General features: G+C 62.2%; 15 protein-coding genes, 3 tRNA genes and 1 other RNA gene. 12 read left to right on the forward strand and 7 right to left on the reverse strand.

The window, feature by feature from the left end:
* Positions 1–10 precede the first annotated feature (10 nt).
* Positions 11–259, reverse strand: a complete 249-nt coding sequence (locus TX72_RS08220; protein WP_011128496.1) for a DUF8653 family protein — start codon at positions 257–259, stop codon at positions 11–13.
* Between the two features lie 34 nt (positions 260–293).
* A tRNA-Leu gene (locus TX72_RS08225) sits at positions 294–377 on the reverse strand.
* Positions 378–535: 158 nt separating this feature from the next.
* On the opposite strand from TX72_RS08225, the gene murA reads away from it, so the two are divergent.
* From murA to TX72_RS08250, 5 genes are all read left to right on the forward strand, one after another.
* Complete coding sequence (gene murA / locus TX72_RS08230; RefSeq protein WP_011128497.1) at positions 536–1,837, forward strand: UDP-N-acetylglucosamine 1-carboxyvinyltransferase; 1,302 nt, start codon at positions 536–538, stop codon at positions 1,835–1,837.
* 34 nt (positions 1,838–1,871) lie between these two features.
* A tRNA-Leu gene (locus TX72_RS08235) sits at positions 1,872–1,954 on the forward strand.
* Between the two features lie 13 nt (positions 1,955–1,967).
* On the forward strand, positions 1,968–3,149 hold the full coding sequence (locus TX72_RS08240) for an aspartate aminotransferase family protein (protein WP_042503704.1): 1,182 nt from the start codon (positions 1,968–1,970) through the stop codon (positions 3,147–3,149).
* 8 nt (positions 3,150–3,157) lie between these two features.
* Positions 3,158–4,381, forward strand: coding sequence for a bifunctional folylpolyglutamate synthase/dihydrofolate synthase (locus tag TX72_RS08245; protein ID WP_011128499.1), 1,224 nt, complete (start codon positions 3,158–3,160; stop codon positions 4,379–4,381).
* A gap of 20 nt (positions 4,382–4,401) precedes the next feature.
* On the forward strand, positions 4,402–4,917 hold the full coding sequence (locus tag TX72_RS08250; protein WP_011128500.1) for a pentapeptide repeat-containing protein: 516 nt from the start codon (positions 4,402–4,404) through the stop codon (positions 4,915–4,917).
* On the opposite strand, the gene TX72_RS08255 is transcribed toward TX72_RS08250, so the two are convergent.
* From TX72_RS08255 to TX72_RS08265, 3 genes are read right to left on the reverse strand one after another with little or no spacing between them, the layout of a single operon-like run.
* Complete coding sequence (locus tag TX72_RS08255; protein ID WP_042503706.1) at positions 4,871–6,262, reverse strand: FAD-binding oxidoreductase; 1,392 nt, start codon at positions 6,260–6,262, stop codon at positions 4,871–4,873. The genes TX72_RS08250 and TX72_RS08255 overlap by 47 nt on opposite strands.
* 28 nt (positions 6,263–6,290) lie before the next feature.
* The gene (locus TX72_RS08260) at positions 6,291–7,541 is read right to left on the reverse strand and encodes an amidohydrolase family protein (RefSeq protein WP_011128502.1); all 1,251 of its coding nucleotides are present in this window, start codon (positions 7,539–7,541) and stop codon (positions 6,291–6,293) included.
* On the reverse strand, positions 7,538–7,969 hold the full coding sequence (locus tag TX72_RS08265; RefSeq protein ID WP_011128503.1) for a DUF4359 domain-containing protein: 432 nt from the start codon (positions 7,967–7,969) through the stop codon (positions 7,538–7,540). Before TX72_RS08265 ends, TX72_RS08260 begins: the two co-directional genes overlap by 4 nt.
* Before the next feature lie 42 nt (positions 7,970–8,011).
* Between TX72_RS08265 and TX72_RS08270 the strand changes: the two genes are divergently transcribed.
* From TX72_RS08270 to ftsZ, 6 genes are all read left to right on the forward strand, one after another.
* A tRNA-His gene (locus tag TX72_RS08270) sits at positions 8,012–8,084 on the forward strand.
* A gap of 60 nt (positions 8,085–8,144) precedes the next feature.
* Positions 8,145–9,551: a tRNA (N6-isopentenyl adenosine(37)-C2)-methylthiotransferase MiaB gene (miaB, locus tag TX72_RS08275; RefSeq protein WP_042503708.1), complete on the forward strand. Its 1,407-nt coding sequence runs from the start codon at positions 8,145–8,147 to the stop codon at positions 9,549–9,551.
* A gap of 36 nt (positions 9,552–9,587) precedes the next feature.
* Positions 9,588–10,649, forward strand: a complete 1,062-nt coding sequence (locus tag TX72_RS08280; RefSeq protein ID WP_011128505.1) for a D-alanine--D-alanine ligase family protein — start codon at positions 9,588–9,590, stop codon at positions 10,647–10,649.
* A 31-nt stretch (positions 10,650–10,680) separates the two neighbouring features.
* Entirely contained in the window at positions 10,681–11,091 is a 411-nt protein-coding gene (locus TX72_RS08285) for a hypothetical protein (RefSeq protein ID WP_011128506.1), read from the forward strand.
* On the forward strand, positions 11,088–11,891 hold the full coding sequence (locus TX72_RS08290; RefSeq protein WP_011128507.1) for a cell division protein FtsQ/DivIB: 804 nt from the start codon (positions 11,088–11,090) through the stop codon (positions 11,889–11,891). The genes TX72_RS08285 and TX72_RS08290 overlap by 4 nt, the downstream gene beginning before the upstream one ends.
* 90 nt (positions 11,892–11,981) lie before the next feature.
* Positions 11,982–13,094, forward strand: a complete 1,113-nt coding sequence (gene ftsZ / locus TX72_RS08295; RefSeq protein ID WP_148228871.1) for a cell division protein FtsZ — start codon at positions 11,982–11,984, stop codon at positions 13,092–13,094.
* A gap of 7 nt (positions 13,095–13,101) precedes the next feature.
* Here the strand turns inward: ftsZ and ffs are convergent.
* Positions 13,102–13,199, reverse strand: an RNA gene (gene ffs / locus TX72_RS12905) — signal recognition particle sRNA small type.
* 39 nt (positions 13,200–13,238) lie between these two features.
* Between ffs and panB the strand changes: the two genes are divergently transcribed.
* Positions 13,239–14,042: a 3-methyl-2-oxobutanoate hydroxymethyltransferase gene (gene panB / locus TX72_RS08300; protein WP_011128509.1), complete on the forward strand. Its 804-nt coding sequence runs from the start codon at positions 13,239–13,241 to the stop codon at positions 14,040–14,042.
* Here panB and hemW read toward each other — a convergent pair.
* Positions 13,933–15,156: a radical SAM family heme chaperone HemW gene (gene hemW / locus TX72_RS08305; protein ID WP_011128510.1), complete on the reverse strand. Its 1,224-nt coding sequence runs from the start codon at positions 15,154–15,156 to the stop codon at positions 13,933–13,935. The two genes, panB and hemW, sit on opposite strands and share 110 nt — an antisense overlap.
* Positions 15,157–15,193: the final 37 nt, after the last annotated feature.

The following is a 15,193-nucleotide window of genomic DNA, read 5'->3' on the forward strand; positions in this document are numbered from 1 at the left end:
AAGCCGTTGATCAGAAGCTTGTGTGCTTACGAATCTTGACTTCTTTGTTCAGCGACAGATCAGAACCATCGAGGTCCAGTCCGTTGATGGCTGCGATTTCCCCCTTCAACCCTTCCGCTGCCAGGTTTTCAATCATTTTTTTGATCACCTGGTCTTCGACCGCCGATTGGTCAATCGAATCAGGCGTCAGACGCTCCAAAAAACGACCGACCTTGGAAGCGACGACTTCAGAAGCATTTGAAATCTTCAGGACGATCATGACTGGGGAGAAGACGATCTCCAGTCAACGGTAGTGCGGATGGGGAGACTTGAACTCCCACGATGTTGCCACCACTAGTACCTGAAACTAGCGCGTCTACCAATTCCGCCACATCCGCTGGCGTGTCGCTCAAGCGACCCAGAGAACATACGGCATCGTCCCCCCTGGCCCCGAAACCTCAATTCTGTGACCGTTGAAACCAGTTTTAGTGCCGGCCGTCTAGACGGTCTCACATCTGATTGTCAAACTGCGTGAAATTTGGAAGTAGGGCGGGAAATGACAGTGGCGTCCACCGTGTCTCAAGAGATTCTTAATCACTGCCTTGCAATTGAAGGGCAACGTCGTCTTCAGGGTGTGTTGAAGGTCAGCGGAGCGAAGAATTCAGCCCTGGTGCTGATGACCGCCAGTCTTCTCACTGAAGAGCTTGTGGAACTGATCAACGTTCCCAACCTCACTGATATCGCAGGGATGGGCAGGATCCTGTCAGCCCTCGGCGTCCAGGTTGAGCACTCCGGCAACGGCGTCGCATTGAACGCTGGGAATCTCACCAGTCATGAGCCCCCCTACGAACTGGTCAACAGCCTGCGCGCCAGTTTCTTTTGCATCGGTTCACTGCTGGGACGTCTTGGTCACGCAAGGGTGCCCCTGCCCGGGGGTTGTCGCATCGGGGCTCGTCCTGTTGTTGAACACATCCGAGGATTGAAAGCCCTGGGGGCGCACGTCAGTGTTGAACACGGCATCGTTTCGGCGTGCGTCAAAGGCAGCAAGAAGCGACTGACAGGCGCACCCATCGTTCTGGATTGCCCGAGCGTTGGAGCTACCGAAACATTGCTGATGGCAGCAGTGCTGGCCACCGGCACCACCACGATTGAAAACGCCGCCCACGAACCCGAGGTTCAGGATCTGGCCAACCTGCTGATCCAGATGGGTGCGGACATCAGCGGCGCCGGCGGACCGGTGATCACCATCCATGGTGTCGAGCGTCTTGCAGGAGTGAGCAACTACCCGGTCATCCCCGACAGGATCGAAGCGGGCACTTTTTTGATCGCCGCAGCAATCACCCGATCACCATTGCGGGTGGAACCGGTGATTCCTGAGCACCTCAGTGCTGTTCTGCAAAAGCTGCGGGACTGTGGCTGCCAGCTGGAGATCGATCAGACAGGAATCTCCATCACCCCCGGTGACATCCAGGCGGTCGACATCACCACCCAACCGTTCCCTGGCTTCCCGACCGATCTTCAGGCCCCGTTCATGGCGTTGATGGCCACCGCACAGGGGACCAGCGTAATCAGCGAAAAGATTTATGAGAACAGGCTTCAGCACGTCGCTGAACTTCAGCGCATGGGGGCCTCCATCCGCGTGGACGGCAGCACCGCCATCGTTGAAGGTGTTGCACAGCTCAGTGCGGCGCCTGTCACGGGCAGTGACCTGAGAGCCGCAGCAGCCATGGTGCTGGCAGGTCTTGCGGCGAATGGCACCACCAAGGTGTCTGGCCTCAAGCATCTCTATCGCGGCTACGACAAGGTTGAAGCCAAGCTGAACGCCGTTGGTGCGCAACTCGAACGGCAGCAGGGCTGAAGTCGGGAGCATCACTACATACAATCCCTGATACGGGAGCCTGGCGGAATTGGTAGACGCAGCTGACTCAAAATCAGCCGGCCACTGGTCTTGGGGGTTCAAGTCCCCCGGCTCCCATCCAGAGGCGGTGATGAACACCTACAACCGCTTCCCCCTCACCTTGGTGCGGGGACGTGGTTGCTGGGTCTGGGATGACCAAGGCCGACGCCATCTCGATGCCGTTGCAGGCATTGCCACCGACACCCTTGGCCATAGCGACCGTGCCCTGCGCCGCAGCCTCGGTCGTCAACTCCGCCGTCTCCAGCACGTTTCCAACCTCTATCGGATTCCCGAGCAGGACGCTCTGGCCACCTGGTTGGTGCAGCACAGCTGTGCTGACAGCGTTTTTTTCTGCAACTCCGGCGCTGAAGCCAATGAAGCGGCCATCAAGCTCGCTCGAAAGCACGGCCATCTGAAGCGCGGCATCGACAGGCCGCGGATTCTCACCGCTTCAGCCAGCTTCCATGGCCGCACCCTGGCAGCCGTGAGCGCCACCGGCCAGCCGCGCTACCACCAGGGCTTCGAACCGATGGTTGAGGGCTTCGATTACTTCCCTTACAACGACATCCATGCTTTCGAGTCGTTGCTCGAACGCCATGAAGCCAACGGACCGGCGGTGGCGGCCGTGCTGCTTGAACCTCTGCAGGGTGAAGGGGGGGTTCACCCCGGCGATGCCGGCTTCTTCCAGCGCCTGCGACACCTCTGCAGCGAGCGCAACATCCTGCTGATCCTGGATGAGGTGCAGGTGGGCATGGGCCGCAGCGGTCGGCTCTGGGGCTACGAACAGCTCGGCATCGAACCGGACGCCTTCACCCTGGCCAAGGGACTGGGGGGCGGCCATGCCATCGGCGCCCTGCTGGTGAACGCCAAAGCGGATGTGTTCGAGCCCGGTGATCACGCCAGCACATTCGGTGGCAACCCCTTTGCCTGCACCGCTGGACTGACCGTGGCGCAGGAAATTCAGCGCAGGGGATTGCTGCGCAATGTGGAGGAACGTGGGCAGCAGCTGCAGCAGGGAATCCAGGGTCTCGTCGCGCGTTACCCCCAGCTGTTGCAGGGAGTGCGCGGCTGGGGCCTGCTTCAGGGCCTGGTGCTGCATCAGGACTGTGGTGTCACAGCTCCACAGCTGGCGAAGGCCGCGATTGAGCAGCGGCTTCTGCTGGTGGCAGCTGGAGCGACTGTGCTGCGGATGGTGCCTCCTCTGGTGATCTCCGCCAACGAGGTGCGGCAATTGCTCAGACGACTGGACGCGACCCTCGCTGAGCTGGTCTGATCGCCGCGATGGCGGAACATCAGCTATCGGATCTGATCCCGCGCTTTGATCTGCGGGGCATGGACCTGCAGCTGGGGCGGATGCGCCTTGCCCTTCAGGCCCTGGGGTCTCCCTGTGGAGACATTCCTGCGATTCAGGTGGCTGGAACCAACGGCAAGGGCTCAATTGCTAGCTTTCTCAGCGCAGCGCTGCAGCAGGCAGGCCTCCGCAGTGGCGTCACCACCTCCCCTCACCTGGTGAGCTGGTGTGAGCGGATCGCGATTGATGGCATCCCCATCAGCGAAGGCCATCTCCGCCAGCTCTTGCTGGCCCAGCAAGAGCTCTGCGCTGAGCATCAGCTCACCCCCTTCGAGCAACTGCTCACCGCAGCCCTGGCGCACTTTCACGCCGAGGCTGTTGAGCTGTTGGTGCTTGAGGTGGGATTGGGGGGTCGGCTGGATGCCACCACCGCCCATCCCAATCGACCTGTGATCGCCATGGCCAGCATCGGCCTCGACCACTGTGAACACCTGGGGGCCACCCTGACGGCCATCGCCGAGGAGAAGGCCGCCGTGATCACACCAGGATCACGGGTGATCAGCTCAGACCAACCGGAGCCGGTACGGCTGGTGCTGGAACAGACCTGCAGGGCCAATAACGCGGATCTGCAGTGGGTTGATCCTCTGCCCAGCGACTGGACTCTGGGGCTTGCTGGAAGCTGGCAGCGCCGCAACGCGGCCGTGGCCCGTGGAGCGCTGCAGGCTCTGCAGCCTCTGGGATGGAACCTGGATGAGACCACGATGCGGGCTGGATTTGCCAAGGCCAGTTGGAGCGGCCGCCTGCAGACCGTGACCTGGCGGGGCCATCCGCTTCTTCTCGATGGCGCCCACAACCCACCCGCCGCGCAGCAACTGGCCCTGGAGCGGCAGCGCTGGCAAGGCCATGGGCAGGGTGTGGTGTGGATCCTCGGCATCCAAGCCCACAAGCAAGCGCTGGAGATGCTGCAGCTGCTGCTGCAGCCCCAGGATCAGGCCTGGATCGTGCCGGTCTCCAACCACCGCAGCTGGACGCGTGATGCACTCCTGCAAACCATGCCGCACTGGAAGGATCAGCTCATTGATGCCGCCAGTCCTGAGGATGCGCTGAAGCGAATCGAAGAAACCAGAGACTGGCCTCAACCGATGCCTGTGCTCGCCGGTTCCCTGTATCTGATCGGGGATCTGCTCGAGCAGGGGTTGGTGCAGGCAGAGTGAATCCTCTCTGCGCCGGATCGATGCTGACCTTGTTGCTGTCGCTGCTGTTGCCTCTGCTGGTCCTGGTGCTGCCCGCAACGGCCCTCGACACCTCAGCTGGAGTTGGTCTGCAGGACCGGGCGTTGTTTCAGGAGACCGTGGACTACACCCTGACCAACCAGAGCGGTGGCGACTTTCATGGTCAGCATCTGGCCAACACGTCCTTTGCCGGTGCCGTCGGCCGTGGAGCGAACTTCAGCGGTGCCGATCTGCACGGCGCGATCTTCACGCAGGGTGCTTTTGCCGAAGCCGATTTCAGCGGCGCGGATCTCTCCGATGCGCTGATGGATCGAGCTGACTTCGCTGGCACGAATCTGCGCGACGCCGTTCTGACCGGAATCATCGCGTCGGGCAGCAGCTTCAGCGATGCGCAGATCGCGGGAGCCGACTTCAGTGATGCCCTTCTGGATCTTGATGACCAGCGGCGCCTCTGCCGCGACGCCGACGGAGTCAACCCCGTGACAGGTGTGGCGACCCTGGACAGCCTGGGCTGCTGATCGATTCCAGCCAACCCCGCAACTTGCCAGGATTCAGCAGGCCCTCGGGGTCATAGCGATGTTTGGCAGCCACCTGATCGCCGTCCACCACGCCAAGGCCCCCATCTTCAACGGTGATCACATGGGGGTTGAACAGAACGGCTCCCACCTCACGGCAATCCCTCATCAACGCATCCAGTTGCTCTGTGCTGCTCCAGCGGACCAGGGGAAGTGCCGCCAGACGCGCTGCCCCCTGCTGGCGGACCCCTTCCAGGTGCCACAGCAACGCATCGCCCCATCGCTGCTTCAGCTGCTCCATCGCAGGCAGCTCAGGCTCCGGTAGCAACATCTGCAGATAGGTCCAGCCGGCATCCTCGGAACGCTTGTGCAGGGTGGTGTGGTTCCAACTCAAGTCGCGCAGACCTTGCCCCCCCCCAAGATCCTCAGGGCCAAGGTCATGCAGCACGGCACCGGATGCGGCCGCCAGTCGGGCCAAGGTGCTCACGCCATCCGGAGCCACTAACAACAGCAGCCGGTGGCGGTCCGATTCAGGGCCACTCCAAGCTGGCAGACATTGCAGAACAGATCGCTCCAAGAGGGTGGCAAGGTGCAACTCCACCGCAGAACGAGTGCAACGCTGCAGAAGTGCCACGGCAGCGCCCCAGGTCTCCACATCGATGCTGATCTGGTGCCAGTTGACCGCGGGTGCCGTGGCCAACTGCAAGCGGGTCAGGATGCCGTTGGTGCCATAGGCGTGGTTCAACGCCTCCGCCTCGGTGGCATCCAGCTGCAGACGTCGTGGTTCCCGTTCCACGGTGATGAGCTCGGCACCCAGGAGATGGCCTGGGTCGCGCAGAAAGCCCCAGCGGATTGACCCGATGCCGCCGGAGCCACCAGCCAGAAACCCACCGATGGACGCACTGCGCCAGGTGCTGGGTAGCAATCGCAACTGGCGGCCATGGGCCCGCAGATGCTGGTCGAGATCCCGCATCAGGCAACCGGGCTGCACCATCACCACCCCAGTGGATGGGTCCAGGTGCTCCACCTCCCGCAGTGCCCCGCTGAGCATGACGACTCCCCCCTCCAGCGGGACGGATTGGCCGTAGTTGCCGGTGCCTGAGCCGCGCAGGGTCAGGGGGACGCCATGGCGTCCACAGGCCGCTGCCAACCGCTCCACCCCGGCGACGGTCAAGGGCCGGACCACCAGATCCGCCCTGCAGGATTCGAGCTGCGGTTGCAGGATCGGCGAATAGTCGTACGCGTCTTTGGAATAGCGCTGCAGGTCTGCAGCTCCCTGGAGCAACTCCAGGTCGTCCGCAGTTGCGAGCTCCGCTGCCAGGGTTGTCAGGGATTCCGTAGACGCCATCAACCGCGGTGGAACATCAAGGTGCGGTCTAGCGCCTTCCGGGCTTCCACCAACGACCACCAATCAACACCCGCCGCTCCGGTGGGCGGCGCAGCGCCTCCGACCAACTGTCCGCCTCCAGCACGATCAGATCGGCTGGTGCATCGCAGCCGATCCGTCCATCCCAGCCCAGACCCATCACAGCAGAGGCGGCCGTGGTGAAGGGCGAGAGGCCCAGACGTTGCCAGGGGGCCAACTGGGCCAGGGGAAGGCAGCTGGCCATCAGGGCCAACGGGTCAAAGTCTCCTGCTGGGAACCAAGGGTCAGCGACGTTGTCGCCACCCACCGCCACCCGAACACCCGCCCGCTGCAGTTGCCGGATCGGGGCAAGCGGCCTGCGCAATGGAGTGGCCTCCGGTGAATGGCCCAGCAACCATCCATTGGTCAACGGCAGCGCCACCACCTGCAGCCGATGCTCCGCCATCCGCTCAGCCAGGCGTCGCAGGCGCTGCGGTGATAACAAAGCAAGGCTGCTGGCATGGCTGCAGGTGATCGGCTGCCTGCAGGGAACCTGCTCGAGCGCCCTGAGCAGCTGCTGCAGTCCTTGAGCAGGACCATGGTTCGCCTCGTCGATATGCAGGTCAACACCACAGCTGAGCTCCTCCGCCAACGTCAGCAGGGCGCGCAGATCCCGCCGAACGGATGTACCGCGGCAGGGGGGCACCAGAACACCCCCGAGCAACCCAGCACTGGCCGCGACCCGCTGGGCCAGCTGTTTTCCTTCAGTGGTTGACCAGTGAGCGATGGGCACCAAGGCCACCAGCTGCAGCTCCACCTGGCCATGCCATTGCGCCTTCAACGCCTGCAGCGCCTCCCAGCTGGCATCCGCGCCGGGCCCCAGGCTGTCGATGTGGCTGCGCATGGCCCGCAGACCGTGCTCACAGGCCCTGGAGATGGCCTTGTCACCCCGGGCCAGCACCGCCTGCAGGTCACGGATTCCATGCTCGTTCATGTTGGCCTCAAGGGCACCGTCGTAGGTGCCGCCGAGGTTGGGATGGGTCGACCAGGTGAAAGCCTTATCGAGGTGCACATGGGGGTCCACCAATCGCGGCAACACCAGTGCTTTTAAATGATCGGCTGGTGTGCCGAGCAGCTCGGGTTCCTGCAGACGCCCATCTGCCCAGGACAACCTCACAGGGGTCAGCCCCTCGGCTGTGGCGGCGGGGATGGCCGATCCACTTCGCAGACGCAGCAGGCTTCGCGGCAGCCATGCCTCCAGCTGAGAGGACGCTTCGCTCACTCGAGGCTGCCCGGGTCGCTCACGGTTCGCAGCAGCACAAACTGCCCAGCGACGCCGAGGGTCAGCACTTCAACCTCCGGCAAGGTCAGCCCGGGAAGCAATTGCTGCCCACCGACTTTGGTGGTGAACAGGCTGACGACGCCAAGGTTGAGGCGTGAGGTGACATTGACGGCCAAAGCCGCGAGAGCGGCCTGCTGTGATGCCACCAATCCAGGACAGTCGCGGATCCACAGCTGCAGCACCATCGGCAGCTCTTCGCCTTGGCACAACTCACTGGAGAAAAAGGCGACCAACTGCTCGCCGGCATGCTCCTCGTAATCCTCCATGGAAGGGTTGGTCACGACGAGACCCAAACCAACCCCGACCGTGACGAATGCTGCCAGTGCGGCCGCGATGGGGCCTTGTCGTTGAAGGACGGAGCGCAGCACCCGGTCAGCTGGGACACGAATTGGTAGATTCTCACTGACGCGGCGGGCGTCGCCAAGTGGTTAAGGCAGCGGCTTGTGGCGCCGCTATTCGGGGGTTCGAATCCCCTCGCTCGCCCTCACCAACATGATTCCAGTGTCAGTGATGTAACACACTGGAAACGGCTCTGATCCAAACTTGACCGCTTCCGCTTCAACCCTTGTGCCAGCTGCAAACGCGCAGAGCCGCGGCAGCTACTGGATCACCACCTTCGGCTGCCAGATGAACAAGGCGGATTCCGAGCGGATGGCCGGGATCCTCGAGTCCATGGGGTATCGCGCAGCCAACGCCGAACTGGAGGCGGATCTGGTCCTCTACAACACCTGCACGATCCGCGACAACGCCGAGCAGAAGGTTTACAGCTACCTCGGTCGACAGGCACAGCGCAAACGGCTGGATCCGAACCTCACCCTCATCGTGGCGGGATGTGTGGCCCAACAGGAAGGCGAATCACTGCTGCGGCGGGTGCCCGAACTCGACCTTGTGATGGGTCCCCAGCATGCGAATCGGTTGGAGGTGCTGCTCAACCGGGTGGACAGCGGTCAGCAGGTGGTTGCTACTGAAGACCATCACATCCTTGAAGACATCACGACTGCACGGCGGGACAGCAGCATCTGCGGTTGGGTCAATGTGATTTACGGCTGCAACGAGAGATGCACTTATTGCGTGGTGCCCTCAGTGCGTGGCAAGGAGCAATCACGGCTTCCTGAGGCCATCCGCTTGGAAATGGAAGGCCTTGCCGCCCAGGGTTACAAGGAGATCACCCTGTTGGGACAAAACATCGATGCCTACGGACGAGATCTCCCGGGGATCACACCGGAGGGGCGCCGGCAACACACGCTGACGGACCTCCTGCATCAGGTCCATGACGTGAGCGGTATCAAGCGCATCCGCTTCGCCACCAGTCATCCGCGTTATTTCACAGAGCGGCTGATCGATGCCTGCGCCGACCTTCCCAAGCTTTGCGAGCACTTCCATATCCCCTTCCAAAGCGGCGACAACGACGTCCTGAGGGCCATGGCCCGTGGCTACACCGTGGAGCGCTATCGAAGGATCATTGACCGCATCCGTGAGCGCATGCCCGATGCCTCGTTGAGTGCGGACGTGATCGTGGCCTTCCCAGGTGAAACAGACCTCCAGTACCAGCGCACCCTGGATCTGATCGAGGAGATCGGCTTCGACCAGGTGAACACCGCGGCCTACTCGCCGCGGCCCAACACCCCTGCGGCAACCTGGGACAACCAATTGCCGGAGGAGGTGAAGGTGATACGCCTCCAGACGATCAATGCCCTGGTGGAACGCTGCGCCCGTGAGCGCAACGCGCGGTATGCAGGCCGCACCGAGGAAGTGCTAGCGGAGGGCATCAACCCCAAGGATCCCAGCCAGCTGATGGGGCGAACACGCACCAACCGACTGACCTTTTTCCAGGCAGCAGGCCCTGATGGTCATCAACACAATCCAGGTGATCTGGTGAACGTCCGCATCGACGCGGTCCGATCGTTCTCGTTAAGCGGAACCCCCCTGCCCTGCGTCGAACAACGCTGATACCTTTGGCGCCTCAGTGCGGGGTTGTTCCAGGCGATGTCATCCAGCCCCACCACGGTCGGTGTTGTCTTCGGCGGCTGCTCCGGTGAGCACGATGTGTCGATCCGGTCCGCACAAACGGTTGCCAAAGGCTTGACCCTTGGCGCCAACCGTGAGCGTTATCGGGTGGTCCTCGTTTACATCGATCGCGACGGACGTTGGTGGGGCCCCGATCTCGCCGGGAAGGTTCTCAGCAGCGGCTGTCCTCCAGCCGACTCGGATCTCCCCCAACCGCTACCTGCCCCCGGGTTCCGCGGCCTGCCGGCAGGCACCGATGTTGTTGCGGTCTGGTACCCGGTTCTGCATGGACCGAACGGGGAAGACGGCACGATTCAGGGGCTGTTCGAACTGATGCAGCAGCCCTACGTCGGTGCCGGGGTTCTTGGTTCAGCGGTGAGCATGGACAAACAGGCCATGAAAGCTGCCCTGGCAGGTGCGGGTCTCGCTCAGGTGCCCTACGTCTGCGCACAGGCAGACGAGCTCAGCGATGCTGCCCGCCAGGAAGCACTTCTGAAAAGAATCGAGTCCGGCCTGTGCTACCCCTGCTTCATCAAGCCCGCCAATCTGGGCTCGTCGGTGGGCATCAGCAAAGCCCGGAACCGTGAGGAGCTCATCCATGGGTTGAGATTGGCCGCAACGCTTGATCCACGCCTCGTGGTGGAACAGGGGGTGCAAGCCCGAGAACTGGAATGCGCTGTCCTCGGTGGGACAACCCTGCGAGCCTCCGTGGTGGGGGAAGTTCGTTTCGATGCGGATTGGTACGACTACGAGACCAAATACACCGATGGCCGCAGCACCACGCTGATTCCAGCCCCTTTGCCTGACGGCATTGTCGAGGCGATCCGGAGCCAGTCCATCCAGGCCTGCGCTGCCGTGGGCGTTACGGGGATGGCCAGGGTGGACTTCTTCTACGACGACAGCAGAGACAGGGTTTGGCTGAATGAGATCAACACCCTGCCCGGTTTCACCTCCCAGAGCATGTACCCCATGCTCTGGGAGGCCTCTGGCGTAACACTCGAACAGCTCGTGCACGAACTGCTCGAAAGCGCAGGACAATGAAGCGTCGAATCCTGCTGATCAGGAGTGAGCGATGAGCCACGGTCTGCTCTGGTTTCCGTTGCTGCTGGCATTTGTGCTCTTGGCCGCACTGGGCTGGCTTGAACGACGCCGCCAGTCCCTGTTCCGCACCTGGGCCGAGGGGGCTGAATTGGTCAAACTCGATGGCTGCGGTGGTGCTCAGCTCAAGGACGGTCGCCTGGTCTGGTGTCGCTTCGAAGCCGGCAAATTCCAGGATCAGGGCGACTTTGACGTTTGCCGACTGGAACTGGTGGAACTGATGGCGCTGGCGTCGGGCGATGCTCCACTGACGGTTGAATCGCAAGGTCCCTGCCGACTGCGGCTGGTGGGAACGGACCTGCAGATGGATGTTCCTTTCTCCGATGCAGATCAGGCCCGTAGCTGGGGTGATCAACTTATGGCGCGTGCCCGCTGCGATCTTTGAAGTCCGTTTCTCCTCAGCTGGAACGCCGGCGGGCTCTGCGCCGTCAGAAACGCATTCAATTTCTCATCTACACCTGGCGCACTTTGTCTTTGCTCAGTCTGAGCACCGTCCTTGGTTGGTCACTGCTGCGCTTCGGCTGGACCTTAAAAGGATCCGATCAGGTGGTGGTCCGTGGAGATACAACCTTCAACTCAACAATTGTTTCCGAGGTCGCACAGTTCAATTTTCCGCAACTGCTATGGGAGATCAACCCATCCGAACTGGAACAAACGTTGCGAGAGAACCTCCCGATTCAGTCGGTCCAGGTGAGTCGACACATGCTGCCAACTCGCTTGGAGGTCGCCTTGGTGGATCAGACTCCTGTGGCGCAGGCGTTCCGCCAGCAACCCGGCGGCCTTGAAGCCGGCTACGTCGATGCCGAGGGCCACTGGATTCGGATCAATCCAGCGGCACCAGCAGCCGTCCCGATCACAGCCATCACGGTCAAAGGTTGGACCCCAGAGCGCCGGTCGCTGATTGCGGCTTTGCTTCAGCAGAACAATCGGCTCAACGACCAACTCCGGACCATCACCCTTCATCCGGATGGCGCCGTCAGTCTTCGCCATCGAAGGCTCGGACACATTGACCTTGGCGATGACCACCACCTGTTGACGCAACAGGTGGACGCGATCGTTGGACTGAATCAATCCATGCCACCGCATCTGCTGCAAGCCAACGGAGCCGTGATCGACCTGAGCAACTTCAGACGGCCGGAGATTCAAATTCCGATCAAGCCCCCTGCCAATACGATGAACAACTGACGACCATCAACAGCGTTTGCAGCAGAATCGCAGACGGTTCAGTCCTTGAGAGACATAATGCAGCCAATCCAACACAGATCGGCCTCGACGATGGAGATGGGGAGCGGTACATCGTTTGATGCCACGGGGATCCAGCCCAGCCAGAACGCCAAGATTGAGGTCATCGGGGTTGGGGGTGGCGGCAGCAATGCCGTCAACAGGATGATCCTCAGTGATCTGGAGGGTGTTGCTTATCGCGTGCTCAACACCGATGCCCAGGCCCTGATCCAATCCCAGGCTCAGCATCGTCTTCAACTCGGCCAAACCCTCACCCGAGGCCTGGGGGCTGGGGGTAACCCCACCATCGGTCAGAAGGCCGCCGAAGAGTCCCGAACAGACCTCCACGACGCCCTTCAGGGTTCCGATCTGGTGTTCATCGCTGCGGGTATGGGTGGCGGAACCGGAACGGGTGCCGCCCCCGTGGTTGCGGAGGTCGCCCGTGAGGTCGGAGCCCTCACCGTGGGAATCGTGACCAAACCCTTTGGTTTTGAAGGCCGCCGCCGCATGCGCCAGGCCGATGAAGGCATCGCCCGCTTGGCGGAACACGTGGATACCTTGATTGTGATTCCCAACGATCGTTTGCGGGAAGCGATCGCCGGGGCTCCGCTTCAGGAGGCCTTCCGCAGTGCCGATGACGTGCTTCGGATGGGTGTGAAAGGCATCAGCGACATCATCACGTGCCCCGGTTTGGTGAACGTCGACTTCGCTGACGTGCGTTCCGTGATGACGGAAGCAGGAACAGCATTGCTAGGCATCGGCATTGGATCCGGCCGCTCAAGGGCGGTTGAGGCCGCGCAAGCTGCCATCAGCAGCCCGTTACTTGAAACCGAGCGAATCGATGGTGCCAAGGGCTGTGTGATCAACATCAGCGGCGGCCGTGACATGACCCTCGAGGACATGACCACCGCCTCTGAAGTGATCTACGACGTGGTGGACCCAGAAGCCAACATCATTGTTGGTGCTGTGGTGGATGAAGCCCTAGAAGGCGAAATCCACGTCACCGTAATCGCCACGGGATTTGATCAGGGTCAGCAGTACCGCAGTGACCGCAGCAGTGCCAGCGGCCTTCCAGTTCAGCCCCAACGGAGCGCGATTGAAGAGAACGGTGCCCGCATCCCCGAGTTTCTTAGGCAGCGTCAGCAACAAACCAACGATCCGACCTGAAGGAGTTGGGTGACCCGGAGTCCACGCCTGCTCTGAGCATCCCGTGTGGCTGCTCCCTTCCGGTCCTGACCAGATTTGGGCGTCCGAGCCGCATGGCCCGAGTCCCCTTGATGCTAGCAATGAGCTCTGTGGCCTTCAGAGCCCGTGCGTCCAGCTGATCTGATCCGACAGAAGCAGAACGGTCGAACGATCACGATCCTCACGGCCTGGGACAGTCTCTCTGCGGCCCTGGTGGAAGCCGCTGGCGCGGATGCTGTTTTGGTGGGGGACTCCCTGGCGATGGTGGCCCTGGGACATGCCACCACCCTGCCGGTGACCCTCGATCAGATGCGGCACCACACCCTTGCGGTCAGCCGCGGATTCGCCGCAGCTCCCTCCAAGCAACCGCTGTTGATCTGCGACCTTCCCTTCCTCAGCTATCAATGCGGGGCAGACCTCGCCGTTCAGGCCGCAGGAACGCTGTTGAAGGAAACACCCGCTGCCGCCGTCAAGCTCGAGGGGGCCGAGGCTGAGGTCCTGGCCGTGATCGACCGGCTGGTGCGGATGGGGATTCCAGTCATGGGCCATTTGGGACTGACGCCGCAGGCGGTGCATCGTCTTGGCTACCGGCGGCAAGCCGAAGATCCGGTGAGTCAGGAACGGCTGCTCACCCAGGCGATTGCCCTCGAGCAGGCGGGTTGCTTCGCGCTTGTGCTCGAGCATGTCCCCTCGGCTCTTGCTAGAGAGGTGCGACGACGTCTCCTGATCCCTGTGATCGGCATCGGTGCTGGAGACGACTGCGATGGCCAGATCCGCGTCACCGCTGACCTGCTGGGCCTGACGGAGCAGCAACCACCCTTCAGCCCGGCCCTGATTCCCGGGCAGCAGCTGTTTGTGGAGGCGCTGCGGACGTGGATTGCTGCACAGACTCCCACCACAACACCACCTCCAGCAACACCCGATTACTGAGGGCCATCCCCTCCGGATCCCTGAGTTGCCAGCGACCGGAGCACTTCTGCAGCAGTCCCTGCTCCAGAAACGGTCGCCAGCGCTCCTCCAAAGCCTGACCATCGCGACCTGTCAGAACAACCCCTTCACGACGCCGCAATCCCACGAGCAACAGCTCGTCGAGAGGCATGCCAGAGCCAGCGTTGAGCGGTGGAGGTGCCTCAAGCCAGCGGCGATAGGCCTCCCGAGTTCGGGGGCGTGCAAGCCGTTCCCCCCTGACAGCTGAGGTGGCCCCCATACCGAAGCCCCACCAGCCGGCACCACTCCAGTACACGCGGTTATGGCGGGAGGCATGGCCGGGTCGGGCATGGTTGGAGATCTCGTAGCGGCTCAATCCAGCTGCGGCCAGCCGTGCACTGGTGTGGGCCATCAAGCGCACCGCCAGGTCTTCCTCCGGCAGGTCCAGCTCCGCCCGCTCAGCCCTGCGGGCAAAAACCGTGCCTGGCTCAACGGACAGGTCATAGACCGAGAGATGCGGGGCCTGACTGCCGATGGCCTGGTCCAGCTGGTCGTCCCAGTGCTCAAAGGTTTGACCCGGCAGGTTCTGAATCAGATCAAGACTCCAGCTCTGCAGATCCCCGTCTTGATGGGCCGCATGCATCCAGCGGCAGGCCTCCAGCAGATCAGCCCGTCGATGACGCCGGCCGAGGTCGATCAGAACAGCATCATCAAAACTCTGGCCACCCAGGCTGATGCGGTTCACCCCCGCAGCAAGCACCGCCACGAGTTGGGCCTGATCAAAGCTGGCGGGATCCATCTCAAGGGTGATTTCCGCACCCGGCTGCAGACCGAACTGTCGACGCAGGGCCGCCAACAGTTCGGCGATCTGATCCGCTGTCAGCAGGGAGGGAGTGCCACCACCGATGTAGACCGTCGACAAGGGCGGACCGCTTGCGGCGGAGGCGATCTCGCGATGAAGCAACCGCAGGTAATCCTCAATGGAGCGGCTGCCGGGGCCCTCCCTTGCGTCCACGCGATCCCCCAGCGGCACCACAGCGAAATCGCAGTAGTAACAACGACGATGGCAAAAAGGAATGTGGAGATAGGCGCTGCGGGGCGGTGGTGGATAGGGCATGCTGCGAACGTTCGACCTGAGCTGCCACGACCTGAGC

Origin of the sequence: Parasynechococcus marenigrum WH 8102, from assembly GCF_000195975.1 — a bacterium.
GTDB classification, from domain to species: Bacteria; Cyanobacteriota; Cyanobacteriia; order PCC-6307; family Cyanobiaceae; genus Parasynechococcus; species Parasynechococcus marisnigri.